The sequence below is a fragment of the Desulfovibrio sp. ZJ200 genome (assembly GCF_011039095.1).
GTDB lineage: Bacteria > Desulfobacterota > Desulfovibrionia > Desulfovibrionales > Desulfovibrionaceae > Desulfovibrio.
Genome location: NZ_JAAKEH010000015.1, coordinates 12,040 through 31,085 on the forward strand (window position 1 = coordinate 12,040; position 19,046 = coordinate 31,085).

The window sequence follows — 19,046 nt, forward strand, 5'->3', positions numbered from 1 at the left end:
ATCAGGATTTGAGGTTGTCGCTTTCCAGCAAAAGCACCTTTTTTCCGTCAGCAAGCAGGGAGTCGATCAGGGCGAAAGATACCTTGCTTTTCCCCACGCCGCTTTTGCTTCCGCCCACATAAAAAATCGACGCGTTTATGTTCACAACTTCTTATCCGGCAAATCCGGCACGATGAAAGATGTTCTTGCCGGAGCCGGTGTTTGCGCGGGTGCCCTCCCCTGTTTTTGCACGGGAGGCGCGTCCGCAGTTTCAGAGAAAAATTTCTGGATAAGGTATGCGGGAATGATGATTCCCGCGTTTTTGAGCAGCTGACTCAGTTCTTTTGGGCTGTAGCCTTTTTTGAAAGCTTTTCTGAAATCGTTTTTCAGAAATTCAGCCGCTTCCGGTCTGGTTTTTCCGTCTTTTTTCTTTGGTAAATTCATGAGCAGTTTCTTCGCCTTCGTGAGCTGTTCCATGCGTATTGTTGCGTTTGAAGCCATGTGTTTTGCCTCCTTTGGGAAGATCATAGCCTATCGGCAGTAAAGATAAAATTTTGCATAAATCTACCACTACACGATACGGGGTCGCCGTGGCAGGATGGAAGTTGTGCTACACGCACAACTTCCATCCTGCCAAAGGGCTGCCGCCCTCTGGACACCCGAATGCTCGGCGCTTTGCTTCTCGCATTCCAAAGGCAAAAGACATGAAAGGCAGAAAGACGGAGGGCGGCGGCCGGAGCGCCGCCAGAAAATGGGTAACGATCCGTGTTACCGATATGGAAAAAGCACGCCTGATGGAGCAGGCGGACATCGCGGGACTGTCCCTGTCGGAATACATGCGACGGCGTTTTTTCGGCGGAACGATTGCGGCCTGCACTGACGTGAAAACAGTGGGAGAACTGCGGCGGATCGGCGGCCTGCTCAAGCACAATTTTGCAACGCTCCGGCAGGTAAACGCGCCGCACGGCATTATGGAAAAGCAGGAAGACGCCCTGCGGAAACTCGTGTGGTTGATTCAAAAAATCGGCATGGCCCTCGATGATCGTCAAAAAAATCAAGAACCGGAAAAGTGAAAAATCGAAGTCCTGGCAGATAGGTGATCTGGTGGATTACATCCGCTTTCCCCACAATAAAAACCCGCAGGAAAAGATCGAATATGCGGGAGGAAGAAATTTCTGTTCCACAACACATGCCGGACAAAAAATTGAAATGATCGCGCTTGCCAGAGAATCGGTTCACAGCGCCATGCCTGTGCAGCACTGGATTTTTTCCTGGCGGGAAGGCGAACAGCCGACGCGGGAACAGGTGGAAGAAGTTGTGGATATGTTTCTTGAAAAAATGGAACTTGCCGAACACCAGATCATCTATGGACTGCACCACGACACAGACAATTATCACCTGCATATCGCGGTGAATCGCATGAATCCTGAAACCGGAAAAGTTGTGCAGCCGCACAGAGGATTTGACATTCGGGAGGCGCATAAACTTCTTGCCTTCATCGAACACAAACAGGGATGGGCGTCCGAGGAAAAGGCTCTGTATGCGGTGCTGGAGAACGGTGAACTTGTAAGGCGGCGCATACGGGGCGGAGAAAGAAAACCAAAACAGCCTGCTCTGGATTTTGAACATGCCACCGGCGAGAAATCCGCCCAGCGCATCGCGCAGGAACGCGGATACGACCTCATAAAAAATGCGGGATCGTGGGCGGAGCTGCATGAGAAGCTGGCGGGAGTTGGATTGCGGTTCAAGAAAAAAGGCTCCGGTGCAATCATCTTTGTGGGCGACATTGCGGTGAAGGCGTCCTCTGTGGATCGCGCATTCAGCATGGGAAAGCTCTGTAAGCGTTTGGGAGATTTTGAGGAAGGAATGTATCCCGATGCTCTGGGCAAGATTGCCCCGGAGCCGGTGAGTTCCGTCAATCTCAAAGAGTGGAAGGCGTATCAGGATGCGTTTGTCGGATCGCCGGACAAAGCGGAAGCAGCGGAGAATGTCGAGCTTGCCCGGATGAAGGAGAGGCAGCGGATGGAGAGGAAAACGGCTCTTTCCCGTCTGGCGGGATACGGCTTGCCGGTTCTGAATATCGCCCGCCATTGCCTGATGGTGCAGCAGAGAGCGGAACGGTTTTCTTTGCGTTCAGGCCGGAAAAAAGCGCGTGGCGGCAAGCCACGTTTTGAAGCCTGGTTACGGGCGCAAGGCTTGTCCCGACAGGCCGAACGTTGGCGACATCGTGCGGCATGGGAACAGGCAAGACACAGCCCTCCCGCACTGCAACGGATAGCGGAGGCAGCGATAGCCATGCGCGAACTCAAGGATTTCAGGCGATATGCCGAGGCGGTCAATGCGGAACGCTACCGCGTGACCTGTATCAAAATGGACGAGAACGGCGGGAAAAAGACCTTCATCCTGGACAAGAAAGGCGGCCTGACCAGAGGCTTTTCCCCGAACGAACTGGAGGCCCATCTGCCGGAAATGCTGCGCTTCCAGCGGCGCGGCGAAAATATCTACTACACGCCGCTGTCGGATGAGCGGCATCATATCCTCATTGACGACATGACTCGCGACAGCCTGAAAAAACTTCAGGAAGACGGCTTCCGGCCAGCCGTGGTGCTGGAAAGCTCGCCTGGCAATTACCAATGTCTGCTGACCATTCCCAGGCTGGGCACGGAATTTGACCGGGACGTGGGCAATCGTATCACGGAACGCCTGAATCGGGAGTACGGCGACAAAAAGCTGTGCGGCTGCATCCATCCGCACCGTGCGCCGGGATTCGAGAACCGCAAACCGAAGCATCGGCGCGACGATGGCAGCTATCCCCAGGTGAAGCTATTGTTTGCGGAGCGCCGGGAGTGTGGCAAGGCGTTTGCTCTGGCCAGAGCGATTGATCGGGAATACGTGGAAGCGGATCGGGAAAGGCGTGCGCGGCCTCGCTTCATCCCCAGCGCCAGACCCGGCGATCCAGCCAGAGCCTACTACGCCCACCTGGAGAATATCCGCCGCCATCTGACCATTGAGGACTATTCCCGCGTGGACGCCATGATCGCCCTGCGGATGCGCGCCAACGGCCACAGCCGGGAGAGCGTGGAAGAAACCATCCGTGCCTGCGCTCCAACCATCCGCGACGCACAGACCGGCCGCAACTGGCAGCGGTACGCCGAAAGAACAGCGGATTACGCTTTCGGCCCCGCCGGTGACGGGGATTTGATGAGAAACGAGCGATACTTGGAGCTGTGGAGAAGGGTTGAGGGTATTGAGGAGGTGGAGCGGAGCCAAACAAGGCCAAGGATACGGCAGGCGATGAAACCTTGATTTTGTTTTTGACAGGGGCCATACTAAGTCAGGTAATCAAAAGTTTCTTTGACAGGGTTAAATATGTTTAGAGCAGATTACCTTTGACTTTTTATGAAAGTCAAAGGTGGCATTCAGGCGAAAAACGCGGTTTTCGCCTGAATGTACGCCGCGTTGCGGCGGCTGCCGCTTTCGCGTCAGCAGAGCATTTTCAAAGTGAAAATGCTCTAAATCAAAAATTCGCAGTCTATAAGGACAAGGATACGGCAGGCAATGAAAACTTGATTTTGTTTTTGACAGGGGCCATACTAAGTCAGGTAATCAAAAGTTTTTTTGACAGGGTTAAATATGTTTAAATCAAAAATTCGCAGTCTATAAGGAGCTCTTATCATGGAAGAAAAGAAAAAAATTGTGAAGGCTGTTTCTTTGCCCAAGGGTAGTTTCCATACAACATGTTGCGCTAATTGTCCTAATGGAGAAGATCAGACTGACGAAAACCATAAGGGAAAATATTGGTGTAATCTACACCACTACTGGACCAATCCATGGGACTCATGTCCTGATATGAATAATTCATAAATATGAAGAACCTTGAGAGTGTTGACCCGTAGGGGGATAGATTTGTATAACTATTTGAAATTATTGAATATTTTGTATGCATATGTGCAATTTGTTCAATAATCTCAATATAGTATAGTGGAAATCTATCACAGGGTCAACACTCTCCATATCTTAAGTATGCAGATGCTTCGTTCTACTTATAGATATATTGTGTGACTAAATGCTGGAATATCAATTCGAATCAAAGGTGTTATGCCAAATTAAAAAAAGTCTGACTTTCCCTGAAATGGGAGGTATTCTTGGCATCAATGAACAACGCATTGTGACAAAATACCACTTTGACAGCACTGGCATAACAACAGAAAGTCGATATACTCCGGACGTTGAAGCATTAAATAAAGTCATATGTGAGTGGGCAAAGGCGAAAATTGAATTTATTGGCTTTGTCCACTCACATCCCAAGTCGGAATCACGATTATCTTCAGGAGATATTACATATGCAAGGAGAATTAAAGAAGCCTGCATGATTCCAAAGATATTGATGGTCATCTACATCCCTGGTGAGAATATGCTTCATCAGTATGTACTGTGAGTAATTTTTCTGTGTGACGTTTTCGCGTCTTGCCTTGCAAAATGCGTCGAGTTGTTTGCTGCCTTTCGCTCTTGATGATTCCCTCGAAGTTCGCCACAGAGGATTGCCCGGATCGTCTGTCCCACTCTCCCGCTCTTATAAGAGCGGGAGAGTGGTTGTGCTCCGGACAATGCGTATAACAATCAAAAAGAGTTCAATATTTTCTTTATGTTACTGGGGAAAGTGACTGTGCGTGCTGTGCGCCGTGCGATCGAACACTCCACCGGCTAAAGCCGGTGGAGTGTTCGATGAAAAGCTCAAAGATGTTGTCAGATTATACATGAGTCCACAGAAAAATGCCGTGGTATATTGTGTTGATGAAAAAAGCCATCATTGAAAATATACGTATATTTTGTACAAGTATTTCTGAATCAGTGCACTAGATGATATTGTAAATTATATCAACAAAAGGTAGTCCCAGATCAAAAGCATAGTTGTCGGCTCCTTTCTTTCCAATAATCTCTTCTCCATTTATCAAATTCCGGTCGATTTATTTCGCTTATATTGGTATGTTTATGGAGCTCTGAATAATTTTGGGTATGCTCCTCTTGAGTCAATTCTAAAATATGACCGTCGTCTTCTTGTAGGATATGATGTAACTGGATTGGGGAACAGGATTTACTAAATGGGGGCTTGCCATTACCCAGAGCATCACAGCTAGTAACCCCTCCACATTTTTTCGATTTATCTATAATATGATTACGTTGCGAGACAGTTTTCCCATTGTAGGTAATCACTTTTGAATTTTTAATAATACGCTTTTCAAATTCAGATATTTTTCGCGGGAAAAATATTTTACGGATTTTTTGCACAAACTTTGTTTTAGATAAGACCCTCCATAAATATTTTGCCCTACTAATAACATATGGAACTAGTCTTACCATTGGGCCTACGAGAGCACCCACTGATGCACTAAAACCTGAATCAAATTCAATATCATTATTGTATTCTGAATAATCTATTTGATATAATGAACCGTCTTCAGATACTTCATAGAGTTCATCATCAAGTATTAGATATTTTTTATTATTACCATCATCAATTATTGAAAAATTATGAGTTTCCGCGATGGCAAAATTAGAAAATAAAAACAATAAATATATAGTTGTTGTTATGATTTTCATTTTATCCTCTCAATATTCAACTTGTTTATCTCTCGAAGTTGCGAATCTAACCATTGTCTTATTGTAGTTGCCCTACGCTTGCCTAAAATGGGATAGAGATATTGGCTAGGTAAGTGATATATTAATTTCTTCTAACATAAGTGTGTACAAATCCTTTAATCCTTTTGATAGATTTACTCAATCCCCTATTGTTGCCATAGCTGCCTTTATTAAAAGATATATGAACTACCTTGTAGATATTTCTTCCCCTAGCCTTATAGTGCCTTTTAGCAAGTGCTGCCAAGCGCTTTAAACTCCAGGGGGCATCATGGACTTTCGCCCTACCGAACAGCAGCAGGCCGTCATCACGCATGAGAACGGCCCGGTTTTGGTCATTGCCGGGCCTGGTTCCGGCAAGACCTTTACCCTTGTCGAACGTATCGTGCATCTGGTCGTCAACAAGGGCGTCAAGCCGGAGCAGCTTCTCGTGGCCACGTTCACGGAGAAGGTCGCCAAGGAAATCGTTTCTCGCGTGGCCAGGCGGCTCATGCAGGAAGGCGTGACCGTAAATGTGGACGAAATGTACATCGGCACGCTCCACTCCATTTGTCTCCGTCTGCTTGAGGAGCATCGGGAGTTCACCAGGCTGAAGAAGAACTTCACCGTGATGGATCAGTTTGATCAGAGCTATTTTTTCTTCCAGCATTTGCGCGAGTTTGAGGAACTCGCCCCGGTGACGCTGCTGCTCAAGGGGGAGAGGCAGACCAGCCGATGGAAGAAGGCGACCCTGCTTTGCGGCTGGATGAACAAGCTCTCCGAAGAGATGCTTTCCGCCAACGCCCTCATGGCCGACCCGGACGAGGCCATACAGGCGCTCGGCAAGTGGTACGCCCTTTACCAGAAACTGCTTGAGCAGGAGAATCTGCTGGACTTCTCGGTGATCCAGCTTGAGGCTTACAGGCTGCTCACGCAAAACCAGGACAGCGTGCTTGCGCCCCTCAGGGAAAAAATCCGCTATGTCATGGTGGACGAGTACCAGGACACCAACACCATTCAGGAGCGCCTGCTGCTCTTGTTGCTGGATGAAAAGAAGAATATCTGCGTGGTGGGCGATGACGATCAGGGCCTGTACCGCTTCCGGGGCGCGACCATCCGCAACATTCTGGAATTTGCCGGCCACTTCCCCAGGGGCACGTGCGCGGTTCATTCGCTGACCACCAATTACCGTTCTGATCCGGGCATCATCACATTTTATAATGGCTGGATGGACGGCAGCGTGGACGGCTTTTCCTGGCAAGGGGCTGACGGCACGCGGTTTCGCTATCCCAAGCAGATCGAGCCGCCCACCGGCAAGCCCGCGCTGGAGGCGCCCGTGCTGCGCGTTTCCGGCAGTGCGGATGAACAGAACTGGCACGGGGAAGTGCTGGACTTCCTGCAAACGCTCAAGGCGGAGCACCTCAGCGACTGGAACCAGGTGGCCTTCCTTTTCCGCTCCGTGCGTTCCGACAAGGCCAAGGCGCTGGCCAGCTTTCTGGAAGAACACGGCATCCCGGTCTATGCGCCGCGCTCCGACCTCTATTTTGATCGGGAAGAGGTGCGCCTCATGCTCGGGGCGTTCCTTTTCATCTTCCGGATTTTTAAGGAGATACGGGAAAAGTGGGAGTCCAGATACCACCCGCTCGCCGTGTGGGATTTCTATGATTCCTGCCTCGGCCAGTTTGCGGACAGGCTGCGCCAGCCGGAAAACAAGGAGCTGAAGGACTGGTGCGTGCGCCGCTTTCGTGAAATCGAAAGGATGCTTGACCACAACACACCGCTGGACTTCGGCTTTTCCGCCCTGTTCTACCAGTTGATCCAGTTCCCCCTGTTTTCGGGCTTTCTGGAGCTGGGTACCTCCTCGCGCGACGAGCGCCCGGCCCGCAACCTGGGCATCTTTTCGCAGCTTTTGGTCAAGTTTGAATACCTCCACCACATCCAGGTTCTGCACCCCGCCTATCTGGAAAAGAACGTCGGCGACCTGTTCAACCACTTTTTCCGCTACATCGTGGACGGCGGCATCACGGAATTTGAAGACCCGGAGGACACCACGCCGGGCGGGGCCGTCTCCTTTATGACCATCCACCAGGCGAAGGGGCTGGAGTTTCCCGTCACCATCGTGGGCTCGCTCAACGCCGTTCCCCGCAAGAATTACAGCGAACTGGACGAGATTCTTGAGGCGCGTCACCACGATCGGCCGCCCTTTGAGCCGCTGGAAAGGATGAAAGACTTTGATTTCAAGCGCCTCTACTATACCGCCTTTTCGCGCGCCAAAAACCTGCTCGTCCTCACCTGCCAGGAAAAGCGCACCAAACGGGGCAAGCTCAGCACCCCCACGGAATACTTCCACAAGTTCTATGCGACGCTCCCGGAATGGCGCGCGGCCAACCTTTCGGCGCTCAACGTGGATGCCGTCCAGCCTGCGGGCATCAAGGGGCGCTATTCCTACACCTCCCACGTCCTCCTTTATGAGGGCTGCCCGCGCCAGTACCAGTTTTTCAAATACTGGGAGTTCAGCCCGGTGCGCGAAGGCCCCATGCTGTTCGGCCAGCTTGTCCACCAGACCATTGAGGACATCCACAAGGCCGTCCTGCGCGAGCAGCCGGAAAGCGTGACCGAGAACAATATCCGCCTCTGGTTCGATGTGAATTACGCCAACCTGAGCCACAAGGAGCGTGTCTACCTGGCCCCGCAAATCCGGGAGGTGGCGCTTGGCCATGTGCTGCGCTATGTGGAGCGCAAGCGCGGCAACTGGGCGGACATACGCGGCACGGAAGTGGATGTTTCGCTTGTGCGGGACGAATACATCCTGACGGGCAAAATCGATCTGATTCAGGGCAAGGGCGATACTGTGGAGATCGTGGATTTCAAGGCCACGCCCAAACCCAACCAGTACGCCGAACGCCACTTGCTGGCTCGCTACCGGCGACAACTGGAAATCTACGCCTACCTTGTGGAGCAGCGCCACGGCCTTGCCGTCAGTGCCATGAACCTCTACTATACGGGCGAGACATCCGGCGTGCCCACCTACCGCTTCCCCTTTGATGGCAAATCCGTGGACAAGACCATTGCTGAAGTGGACGCCGTGGTGGGCCGCATGGAACGGAAAGAATTTGCCGTTCAGGAACGCACTCCAAAACTGTGCAAGGAATGTGACTTGCAGGCGTTTTGCAATAGGTGTGAATGATACAGGAACAACTATGCGGGTATCAAGAATTCAACTCAAGAATTGGAAAAATTTTAAGGAAGTGGATGTCAGGCTGAATGCCCGCACATTTTTGGTGGGCGTCAATGCAGCCGGTAAATCCAACTTTCTTGACGCGTTTCGATTTATGCGTGACGTTGTTGAACATGGCGTCGGAAAGGCTGTGCAAGCCCGCGGGGGGATGAAGAAACTGCGTTGCCTCTACGCACGGCAGGAACCTGATATTCGACTTGCATTTACAATAGACAATACATGGGAATATGAAATTGAGCTCATAAGTGATAAGACATTTCCTGTTTTGATAAAAAGGGAATCTGTACTGAAGAATGGGGAAGTTATCCTGGAGCGCCCTGACAGGGCGGACACAAAAGACAGACAACGCGCAACGCAGACGGCGCTGGAACAGGTAAGCGCCAATGAGGCCTTTCGAGATATTGCGAACTTCTTCAGAAGCATTGAATATCGCCACATTTTGCCTCAGGTGGTTCGCGATCCGCAGGGCTTTTCCGCCGCGCCTGTTGTGAATGATCCCTATGGGCGAGATATTGTTCGGCATATATGGGCGACGCCGAAAAAGACACGCGAGGCCAGATTGCGGCGCATTGATAAAGCGCTGCAAATAGCCGTTCCCACGCTGTCCAAACTGAGGGTGGAAATGGACGAGAGCCGGGGGCAACCGCACCTGCGGGCAAAATTTCAGCACTGGCGTTCCAATGGGGCCATTCAGGATGAAAGCAGCTTTTCTGACGGAACCCTGCGCCTGATCGCCCTGTTCTGGATGTTTTTGGAAAACGGCGGGCCGCTCCTTCTGGAAGAGCCGGAACTTTCCCTGAATGAAGAAATTGTTCGCCGCTTGCCGGGCCTGTTTGCCAGGCTCGTTCGAGGGAAGCAGGGCCGACAGGTGCTTATTTCAACGCATTCGTATGCTCTCCTTGAAGATCCGGGTATTCAACCTGAAGAGATTCTGAAGCTGGAATCCGGGCAGGACGGGACAATCATTCAAGGCCCATCGGATGATGCCCAAAAACTGATGGAAAACGGGCTGAGTGCCGCTGAAGCTGTGCTGCCGGAAATCCGGCAGAACAGAATGGAACAACTGTCGCTTTTCCCGCTATGAAGATACATGTTGTTGCTGAAGGCAGGCTGGAAATCCCCGTTGCGCGCCGGCTTATCGCATTTTGTGGACATCATTGTGGAAAAGTCTATGAATTGAGAGGAGCGGGCAATATTGGGAAAACGGCAGTGACGTATGCCCGCCTTGCGAATGCGGAAACAGCCGTGCTTATCCTGACGGATTTGATGGACAGCGGAAGCCCTTGTGCCATTGCCGCCCGAAGCCGTTATTTTGGGAGGCGTGCCGCTGGCCTGCACCCGAACGCTCTTTTGCGGTTCGCTGTAAACGAACTGGAAAGCTGGTTACTGGCGGATCACGAAAACTTTTCCAAACTTCTGGGAATACGGGCGGGAAAAATTTCATCCCAGCCGGATGTGTTGCCAGACCCCAAAAAGTATATTGCGGACTTGGCGCGCCTTTCTCCACAAAAGGCGATCAAGGCGGATCTTATTTCCGCCTCAGGCAGACAAGGCAGATTATATATACCCAAAATGGAAGAATTCATCAATGAATCATGGGATATAAAGGCTGCCATGCGCCGTTCCCCCAGCCTGAAAAGATGTATCAATCGTCTTCGTGAACTGCATCCTGTTTTGCCATAAAAAGGAACCTCCATGCCCCAGCACACCCTCCCTGCCACGCCTCCCAGGCAAAATGTAGAGGATATGACCTTTGACCTGCCGCAGCCGGAGCCCATCAAGGGCTTTCCCGAACTGCGCTGGACGGGCAAGCGTCCTTTTACCTCTACGCATTACTACCCGGCGCAGCTCAAGGAACGCTACGGCGATCCGGTGGACGGCTGGATGAACCGCATTTACTGGGGCGACAATTTGCAGGTCATGAGCCATTTGCTCAAGGAGTTTCGGGGCAAGGTGGATCTGGTGTATATTGATCCGCCGTTTGATTCAAAGGCGGATTATAAAAAAAGTATTTCTATTAAGGGCATTACTAAAGAATCAGATTTATCAAATTTTGAAGAAAAACAATATTCAGATATTTGGACAAATGACATTTATCTGCAATTTATTTATGAAAGACTAATATTAATTAGAGAACTATTATCAGATAACGGAGCATTATATATACATTGTGACCCACGAAAATCTTCATATATACGATTAATTTTAGATGAAGTTTTTGGTAAAAATATGTTTAGGAATGAAATAATTTGGCATTATAAATTTAGGATGATGGATAGTGATATTCAGTATAATAAGAAGCATGATAATATCTATTTTTATTCAAAATCATTAAAAACAAAAATTAAAATGCCAAAAGAAGAATGGACAAAAGAAGAACTAATTAAGACAAGGAAACAAGAAATCATCGTTGATGAAAATGGTCAAGAGTTGATTTGGATGCCAGGTCAAAAAGGTAATTCTAAAAGTCGTTTAGTATCCATAGATGAAATTTTATCACGAGGAAAAGCTGTAGATGATGTATGGGATATACCTATTATCAGTAGCAGTGCATATGAACGCACATCATATCCTACGCAAAAGCCAGAAACCCTCCTTGAGCGTATAATCCTCGCTTCCTCCAACCCCGGCTCCATTGTCCTTGACTGCTTCATGGGCTCCGGCACAACGCAGGCCGTGGCCATGAAGCTTGGTCGGCGTTTCATCGGGGCCGACATCAACCTTGGGGCCATTCAGACCACCACCAAACGCCTGAACGCCATTATTGCCGAAAAAAAACAGGCCCGGCCCTCCCTGCTGGAAAATGGCGCAAAGCCCTATCTGAATTTTGAGGTCTACAACGTCAATCACTACGACGTGTTCCGCAATCCGGTGCAGGCGCGGGACTTGCTGCTTCAGGCGCTGGAAATCGAACCGCTGGAATCCACCGATGTCTTTGACGGCATGAAGGACGGCTACAAGGTCAGAATCATGCCCGTCAACCGCATTGCCACCCGGGCCGACCTCAACCCTATCCTCAACGGCATCAATTACCGGGAAATGGAAAAACGCATGGAAGCCGCTCCGGGCAGCCCGGCGGAACGTATCATGCTGGTCTGCATGGGGCACGAGCCGGATCTGGCCGCCAGCCTGAAAATGGACATTGGCAGCCACTACAGTGTGGATGTCAAAGTCGTGGACATCCTGCGCGACAGAAAGGATCTCACCTTCAAATACGATTCCGAAGCTGACACGGCCGTGGAAAACGGCGAGCTGATCATCCGGCAGTTCTACCCCCGCAATCTCCTGCAAAAACTCTCCATCCTTGAAGAAAACGTGGAGGACTGGCGTCAGCTTGTGGAAACCGTGGCCATTGACTGGAACTATAACGGCGAAGTGCTGCAACCCGCCGTGTATGACAACCCCGGCAAGAATGCGCTGGTTCAGGGCCGCTATGCCGTTCCCGAGGATCACGGGCTGATCCGGGTCAAGATTACCGACCTGCTCTCCGAAAGTTTTGAGACCACGCTGGAGGCAGAGTAATGGCCGGAAGAAGGAAGAAGCAGGCCGCCCCCCAGGTGGATCTCAATACCACCTTTTACCGTGAGCTTTTTCGCTTTTACCGGGAAAACAGGGGGAGCATCCGTTCCCACTATCGCGGGCTGACGCGCGAGCTGTTGGACTACAACGACCCGGACAGGCCGCGGCCCGGCCAGTTCCTGCGGCGTCCGCAGTTCGAGGCGCTGGAAATCCACGTCTTCCTCAAGGAATATCTCAAGCTCCGTCCTGTGCATGACATCTTTGCGGACTGGTACAAGCGCCGCAAGGGCTTTGAAAAGCGCGGCGACGTGCTGGGCATGGACGGCCAGTATGTGCTGGAAAATTCGCCCATGTTCAATGAGGCAGCCTATGCCGCCGTGTTCAAACGCATGAAGGCCGCCCGCCAGGACTACGCCAACTATATTTTCGCCCTGACAATGGGCGTGGGCAAAACCCTGCTCATGGCCACCTGCATTTTCTATGACTTTGTGCTGGCCCGGAAGTTCCCGGACGACCCGCTCTATTGCCACAACGCCCTGATTTTCGCGCCGGACAAGACCGTCCTGCAATCCCTGCGGGAGATCGAAAGCTTCGACTTTGCCAGGGTACTACCGCCAAAACATGCCAACTGGCTCCAGGCAAATCTCAAGCTGCAATATCTGGACGAGGCCGGGGCCACGCTCAATGTCCTCAACAATTCCGACTACAATCTTGTCATCTCCAACACGCAAAAAATCCTGCTCAAGCGCAAAAAGAAGAGCCCCAGCCGCGCCGAGCAGCTTTTTCTGGCGACCGGCGAGACCAAAACCGCCGACGCCAGATCCGTTTATGATGATATTTCCGATCTTTACGGCTTTGATTCGCCGGAGGATGAGGCGGATCTGACCATCAATCAGCGTTTCCTCAAGTTGCGCAATCTCCCGCAACTGGGCATTTTTGTGGACGAAGCCCACCACGCTTTCGGCGATGTTCTGAAAACAGACCTGCTCGATCCCAAAAAGGAAACCTCCCTGCGCTTCACCATCAACACCCTGGCCAGGGGCATCAAACGCCTGGGCAGCTCAATGGTGGCCTGCTGCAATTTCACCGGCACGCCCTATGTGAAGAACGAGCTGCTGCCCGAGGTGGTGTATTCTTACAGCCTCAAGGACGCCATCAATAACGGCTACCTTAAGACCCTGCGGCTGCATAAATTCGCCAATACGCGCGACAGGGAGTTTGTGCGCGCCGTGGTGGACGATTTTCTTGAACGCTTTGACGGGCGCGCCCTCGAAGGGATGCTCCCCAAACTGGTCTTTTTTTCTCCCAGCATTGAGGATGCCACAAAAAACCTGCGCCCCATCCTGGAAGAGGAGCTGAACCGGCGCGACATCCCGGTCTCACAGCTTCTTGTCAATGTGGGCGACCCGAAAATCACCAGCAACGACGACATCAGGGCCTTCAACAATCTGGACAGCGCGGCCTCGGAGAAACGCTTCCTCATTCTGGTGAACAAGGGCAAGGAGGGCTGGAACTGCCGTTCTCTGTGCGGCGTGGCCATGTTCCGGCAGCCCAGGTCAAAGATTTTTGTGCTTCAGGCTTCCATGCGCTGCCTGCGCTCCATTGGCGATCAGCAGGAAGAGGGGCAGGTCTATCTGACGGCGGAGAACGCGGAGATCCTCAACGACGAATTGCAGCAGAACTTCCGCCTGACCACTGACGACCTGCTGCCCCCGGAACGGGCCACCACGCGGTACGAGGTGCGCGTCCTGAAGAAAAAGCGTATCTCCCTCACGCGCGTGCGTCACCTCTATGATTGCAGGGAAAAGGAGCCTGCCGCCCCGGTGCGCTTTGACCTGGAACACTGGGACGTGGCTCGCTACCGCATCCTCCACACCGAGGAGAAGATGCTCCTCCAGCCCGGCGCGCGCAGAACGCAGGAGACGCCCACCGACATCAGCTATATCAAGGAGCAGCGCACGTGGAGCGCCTATACGCTCGTGGCCGAAATTGCCCGCTATCTGTGCGCCTCGCCGCTGAAAATCGAGGGGCTGCTGCGGCAGAGCGAAGAGGGGCTGGACGCCTTGGTCGCCAGGGTCAACGAGTTCAACGAGCTGCTCTACGACGAGATCATCCCCCGGCTGTTTGACGCGCTCTACGAGGTCACGAATTACGACAAGCAGGAGCATGTGGAAGTTGAGCTTGTCCACGACCCGGCGGGCGGCTTCTTTGAAATCCACGGCGACCCGCACAAGACGCAGCTTTTCAGGGAGTGGCAGGCCGATGCCAGGAAAAACGCGCTGGCCGGAAAGAGCTTTCACCTTGATACTTACTGCTTCGACTCCCTGCCGGAGCAGGATTTCTTCCTGAACGTCATCCGCCAGGACGACATCAGGGAGGTCTATTTCACGGGTATGCTCACCCACGGCCAGACGGATTTCCACCTCAACTACATCGATCCGGATACGCATGGCGTGCGGAACTACTACCCGGATTTCCTCATCCTGACCAAAGGCGGCGAGTGGCTGGTGGTGGAGGTCAAGGCAAAAAACATGATGGACGACCGGGACGTGCTGGCCAAACAGGCTTTTGCGGAAACCATGCTCAAGGCCAGCCGGATAAAATACCACATGATCCCGCATACCGAGGCAGCGAGGTGGGAAGACAATCCAAAACCACATCCAGATTTTTTGGTAATCTGATGACGAATCTGGGTGGGGCTTCTCATTTTTAGAGGGTTCGCCTCCCATCAGGCTTGGCACCAAAGAGCTTTTTTCTTGGAGCTAATAACATATGCCGTACGAAACAGAGCAACGTTTAAAGTCATACCTTGACTCGGATTCTCTTCACCAGGAGCAGATGTGCTTGGCTCTTCTTAAAAAAGATAGACGATTTACGAATGTTACTCCACGACAACCGTATGGAGGCCCTGATGGTGGTCGAGATATTGAGGCTTTATTCAAGGATAGAGATAAAACATTTGGTGCAGTAGGTTTCGTTAACAATGCAAATGATTCAACGGCACAAAAAACAAAAATAAAAAGGAAGTTTAAATCTGACTTATCTCGCGCTTTAGAAGTAGATCAACAACTTAAGGTTTTTATATTTTTTACTAATATTCGTTTTACAGTAGGTGAGAAAAATCTTTTGATTCAGAACGCCAAGGAAGCAGGAGTATCAACTTGTGAAATATGGGATAGAGAGAGGCTAAGGGTAGAATTAGATACTCCAGATGGTTTTTGCATCCGATTCCAATATTTAGATATTCCTTTATCTGAAGAAGAACAGGCTAGCTTTTTTGCTCGTTGGGGTGATGATATTCAATCTGTTATTTCTACTGGATTTCAAAAAGTAGAGGAAAAACTTAATAATATAATATTTTATCAAATAGCAAATGAGGTTTTACAACATCTTACGATAACTATTAAACTTAATAGGATATATCAGGCCGAAGAGATAGGGCATTTTCGCATATTTTCCCTTTTTTGTATTACTCAACCCCATTCTCCAATAGATGAAATAATCTTAGGGGCTAGTGATAAGTCACATAGGATGATGCCTGAATCATACAACTATAAAAAAGATCAGCAAGCTGGAATTAAATATGGTATATGTCGAGGAGCATGGGAGAGATATTATGATAAGGGAGATAAATTAATAAGTATTTCTCCTAGTATCGCAACAGGCATGAATGAAGTAGAAAAAATAAGTTTTTCTTATGATAAAGATGGATTTATTATAAGGTATCCATATAATATGTCGATAATGGATATTAATAAATCGTATTTTATTTTTTGGGTAAATAAATCTATTTCAAAATGTATAGAAGAAATTATTATAAGTGCAAACGAATATACTTTAGAAAAAATATATAGTGATTCTTTTTTGATAGATGAATCTAATGTTAATTTTGAACATATCCCTGTACACTTTTCAGAAGAAGAAATGAAAGATCCTTGGGTAAGGATAAGACCGAGTGATGGGAATTCACTATTTAAAATTGATTTTCATAAAAAAATTCCTCAGAGAATATTTATACCTGAACAGAATTATTCTTGTTCCATTATAGCTTAAAGTTCACAATTTTCGGATAAACAGCATAGATAATACAATTATAATATTTAATTTACTCCTATCTAAGGGCGGCGTCCATGAGAGCCAAGCTGTAGCTCCATCCACTGGCCAGACGCGAAGCGCTACGCCGTGGTCATACCCTCTACCATGTCCGCCACACGGGTGCAGATAATGGCATTCACGAAGAATGTGGCATCCTCTTCCGCGCCTCTCTCCGCCTTGGGCAGTTTCAGGCCAGACACAGCCAGCCCGGCATCCAGCGTGAACTCCATTTGCCGGTCGGGATCGGCGTCTGAGGTGGCCACCAGATGCAGCTTCTGGATAGCCATGCCTTCCTCAAGAGCCTGCGCCACGGCGTTCAGGCTGTTCTGCACGGCGGCGGCGGCCTTTTCCTCGGCCTGTTCGGAAGCGGCCAGACTGGCGGAACCCATCGGACGCAAGGTATAATCTTCGCACGGATAGTTTCAAAGATTTTCGGTATATCCCCCCAGGCGTTATGGGCATGGTATAAATGCCGAAGGAACGGCTCCAAGTGAGGATGCAATAGGTTTACTGCTGGTTCAAATGATTCCCCAAAAAGTATCCTGTTCCCAATGCTGAGGGAAACCTAAGTCTTGGGCAAATTGGGGGGGGAATTCATCAAAAAGTGTTTTCAGGCGAGAGCTCCATGATGACGCAGGGGAGATATATTTGAGAAAATATTGTATAATGCACGCTGAAGCATAATAGTTCCCCGAATCGGCTGAAAAATCAGGGCAAAAATGAGGAGGATTTTTCTGCAATTTTGGGTGTCGCGTATTTCTTCGATGCCATATCATCCCGTGATGAGCGCATACATTACGCAATAGAGCAAGTGAGGAAATCCATGAAGTCATAAGATTGGCGGGAAGTCCAAACTCCAAACCGATAATCTTTTGCTCTATGCGAACAAGCATGGGAAGAGCCTTACACCATTCTCCCATCGAAAGATGCTCCATAACGATCCATGAAGGTGGAAGAGGTGGTAATTCATAATTTTTATAGTACAACGATACTTCATGGGATTGGTATCGCGGTTTATTCTTGCGTATTTCATCCGCAATAACATCTTGAAAAGTAGCTGCATAAGATGCAGTTTTGAATATTTGAGCATCCATGAACCAATGCGGGCCATGTCGTTGACTGAGCGAGTCCGACATCACGGTTCTGACCGCTATTTCTATGCGCTCTATGGCATCCAAAGAGAGTAAGCGCAGCCTTCGGTCAAAAATATAGATAGCCCAGAGAGCTTCGTAGGTAATCCCTGCCCTGAAATTTCCCTGTTGATCCCGCAAAAAGCGTGCATACCGATTTAATCGGTGGTAGCCAACAGTTTTGATGTGGCGCTGAGCGTGGGATATGTCGGGAATCAATAAACCTTGTGAGCGCCAACGCTCAATCAGGTCTGCCGGAGAAAGGGCGGGGAGAGAATATTGCATAAAAAAGCCGCGCTGTAATTCGCATCACTTTTCTCGCTGAGGAGAAAAGGCTAGGCGCAGCGCGGACTGTTGGAAGCAGAGTAAATCGTGGCGGTGCGCCTGTCAAGTGAATAAATGTCTTTTTATCAATATATGCAGAAGGTTTTGAAACCGTCAAGCGGGAAATTGTTCATTCTCCAGTGATGGGGAAGGAACGGCAGACAGTTTTGAATGTGCCTGCCGTTCTACCCGGTTACACTACGCCAAACCCACCCCCTCCACCATATCCGCCACAGCGGTGCAGACATCGGCATTCACGAGAAACGTGGCATCTTCTTCCGCGCCTTTTTCCGCTTTGGGTAGCTTCAGGCCAGACACAGCCAGCCCGGCATCCAGCGTGAACTCCAGTTGCCGGTCGGGATCGGCGTCTGAGGTGGCCACCAGGTGCAGCTTCTGGATAGCCATCCCTTCCTCAAGAGCCTGCGCTACGGCGTTCAGGCTGTTCTGCACGGCAACGGCGGCCTTTTCCTCGGCCTGTTCGGAAGCGGCCAGACTGGCGGAACCCATCGGGTGCAGGGTGTAGCCTTCGCAGGGATAGCCATCCCCGCGCAGGATAGCGGCGAAGAGTTTCGGCATGTCTCCCGCAGGCGTGATGGGTGTAACATCCATGCCGAACGTGGTCTTGAACAGGTCAAGCACCGGCTGCACAGCCTTGGCCGAAGTCGCGCCCACAAGCAGGCGTCCTTTTTCCGCATCCCACAGGCAGTCAATCACGGACGGCACAAATTCCGCCCTGGCCGTCAGTTTGGCGGTAATGGCCTCTTTCAGCTCCTTTTTGCGCTTGCTTCCTACCTTTTTGCCGGAGGCGATTTCCTCCCGCACGGCTTCGGCAAGCTGGAGGCGGATGACGGCTCCGGACGCCTTGCGCGTGTCCAGCCGGAAGGAAAAGCCCATGAAACGGCCATCCACGGAAGCCAGTTCAAAACCGTCGGTATCCAGCGGATCGCCAAGGCCCACCCAGCCGAAACGCCTGCCGTCCGCGTCGATTTCGGGAGTGAAGGCGTGTTGCCGCAGGGCGTCCAGATCAAGCGAGGCAGCCGAATCGGCCTTGCAGATGGTCAAGGCTGTACTTGAAGACATGAAACCGGACATGAGAACTCCTTGTCTTTGTCGTGAGGTTGGATGGTGAAGTGATTTGTGTGATT

Annotated in this window: 16 protein-coding genes; 10 read left to right on the forward strand and 6 right to left on the reverse strand. The window is 50.5% G+C overall.

Going from position 1 to position 19,046, the window contains the following annotated elements:
• Window position 1: 1 nt before the first annotated feature.
• The gene (locus G7Y52_RS06095) at window positions 2–145 is read right to left on the reverse strand and encodes a hypothetical protein (protein WP_165067924.1); all 144 of its coding nucleotides are present in this window, start codon (window positions 143–145) and stop codon (window positions 2–4) included.
• Window positions 142–480 carry a hypothetical protein gene (locus G7Y52_RS06100; protein WP_165067930.1) on the reverse strand — a complete coding sequence of 113 codons (339 nt, stop codon included), beginning with the start codon at window positions 478–480 and terminating at the stop codon, window positions 142–144. The genes G7Y52_RS06095 and G7Y52_RS06100 overlap by 4 nt, the downstream gene beginning before the upstream one ends.
• 104 nt (window positions 481–584) lie before the next feature.
• Here G7Y52_RS06100 and G7Y52_RS14910 point away from each other — a divergent pair, with 104 nt between their 5' ends.
• From G7Y52_RS14910 to G7Y52_RS06125, 4 genes are all read left to right on the forward strand, one after another.
• Entirely contained in the window at window positions 585–1,052 is a 468-nt protein-coding gene (locus G7Y52_RS14910; RefSeq protein WP_206215212.1) for a hypothetical protein, read from the forward strand.
• Entirely contained in the window at window positions 1,018–3,285 is a 2,268-nt protein-coding gene (gene traI / locus G7Y52_RS06110) for a TraI/MobA(P) family conjugative relaxase (protein ID WP_165067950.1), read from the forward strand. Before G7Y52_RS14910 ends, traI begins: the two co-directional genes overlap by 35 nt.
• An 83-nt stretch (window positions 3,286–3,368) precedes the next feature.
• Entirely contained in the window at window positions 3,369–3,620 is a 252-nt protein-coding gene (locus G7Y52_RS06115) for a hypothetical protein (protein ID WP_165067953.1), read from the forward strand.
• Between the two features lie 425 nt (window positions 3,621–4,045).
• Window positions 4,046–4,417 (forward strand): Mov34/MPN/PAD-1 family protein, encoded by a 372-nt coding sequence (locus G7Y52_RS06125; RefSeq protein WP_165067963.1) that lies wholly within the window; start codon window positions 4,046–4,048, stop codon window positions 4,415–4,417.
• A 461-nt stretch (window positions 4,418–4,878) separates the two neighbouring features.
• Here the strand turns inward: G7Y52_RS06125 and G7Y52_RS06130 are convergent, their stop codons facing one another.
• A complete protein-coding gene (locus tag G7Y52_RS06130; protein ID WP_165067967.1) occupies window positions 4,879–5,580 on the reverse strand; it encodes an HNH/ENDO VII family nuclease in 702 nt (233 codons plus the stop codon).
• Window positions 5,581–5,887: 307 nt separating this feature from the next.
• Between G7Y52_RS06130 and G7Y52_RS06135 the strand changes: the two genes are divergently transcribed.
• From G7Y52_RS06135 to G7Y52_RS06160, 6 genes are all read left to right on the forward strand, one after another.
• Window positions 5,888–8,782: an ATP-dependent DNA helicase gene (locus G7Y52_RS06135; protein ID WP_165067970.1), complete on the forward strand. Its 2,895-nt coding sequence runs from the start codon at window positions 5,888–5,890 to the stop codon at window positions 8,780–8,782.
• The gene (locus G7Y52_RS06140) at window positions 8,775–9,917 is read left to right on the forward strand and encodes an ATP-binding protein (protein ID WP_206215213.1); all 1,143 of its coding nucleotides are present in this window, start codon (window positions 8,775–8,777) and stop codon (window positions 9,915–9,917) included. The genes G7Y52_RS06135 and G7Y52_RS06140 overlap by 8 nt, the downstream gene beginning before the upstream one ends.
• The gene (locus tag G7Y52_RS06145) at window positions 9,914–10,516 is read left to right on the forward strand and encodes a DUF4276 family protein (RefSeq protein ID WP_165067976.1); all 603 of its coding nucleotides are present in this window, start codon (window positions 9,914–9,916) and stop codon (window positions 10,514–10,516) included. The genes G7Y52_RS06140 and G7Y52_RS06145 overlap by 4 nt, the downstream gene beginning before the upstream one ends.
• Window positions 10,517–10,528: 12 nt before the next feature.
• The gene (locus tag G7Y52_RS06150; protein WP_206215214.1) at window positions 10,529–12,355 is read left to right on the forward strand and encodes a site-specific DNA-methyltransferase; all 1,827 of its coding nucleotides are present in this window, start codon (window positions 10,529–10,531) and stop codon (window positions 12,353–12,355) included.
• A complete protein-coding gene (locus tag G7Y52_RS06155) occupies window positions 12,355–15,033 on the forward strand; it encodes a DEAD/DEAH box helicase family protein (RefSeq protein WP_165067979.1) in 2,679 nt (892 codons plus the stop codon). The genes G7Y52_RS06150 and G7Y52_RS06155 overlap by 1 nt, the downstream gene beginning before the upstream one ends.
• Window positions 15,034–15,196: 163 nt before the next feature.
• Window positions 15,197–16,405, forward strand: coding sequence for a hypothetical protein (locus G7Y52_RS06160; protein WP_165067982.1), 1,209 nt, complete (start codon window positions 15,197–15,199; stop codon window positions 16,403–16,405).
• Between the two features lie 122 nt (window positions 16,406–16,527).
• On the opposite strand, the gene G7Y52_RS06165 is transcribed toward G7Y52_RS06160, so the two are convergent.
• From G7Y52_RS06165 to rdgC, 3 genes are all read right to left on the reverse strand, one after another.
• A complete protein-coding gene (locus tag G7Y52_RS06165) occupies window positions 16,528–16,836 on the reverse strand; it encodes a hypothetical protein (RefSeq protein WP_206215215.1) in 309 nt (102 codons plus the stop codon).
• Between the two features lie 129 nt (window positions 16,837–16,965).
• A complete protein-coding gene (locus tag G7Y52_RS06170) occupies window positions 16,966–17,862 on the reverse strand; it encodes an Abi family protein (protein WP_165067990.1) in 897 nt (298 codons plus the stop codon).
• Between the two features lie 237 nt (window positions 17,863–18,099).
• Window positions 18,100–18,981 carry a recombination-associated protein RdgC gene (gene rdgC / locus G7Y52_RS06175; RefSeq protein WP_206215216.1) on the reverse strand — a complete coding sequence of 294 codons (882 nt, stop codon included), beginning with the start codon at window positions 18,979–18,981 and terminating at the stop codon, window positions 18,100–18,102.
• Window positions 18,982–19,046 lie beyond the last annotated feature (65 nt).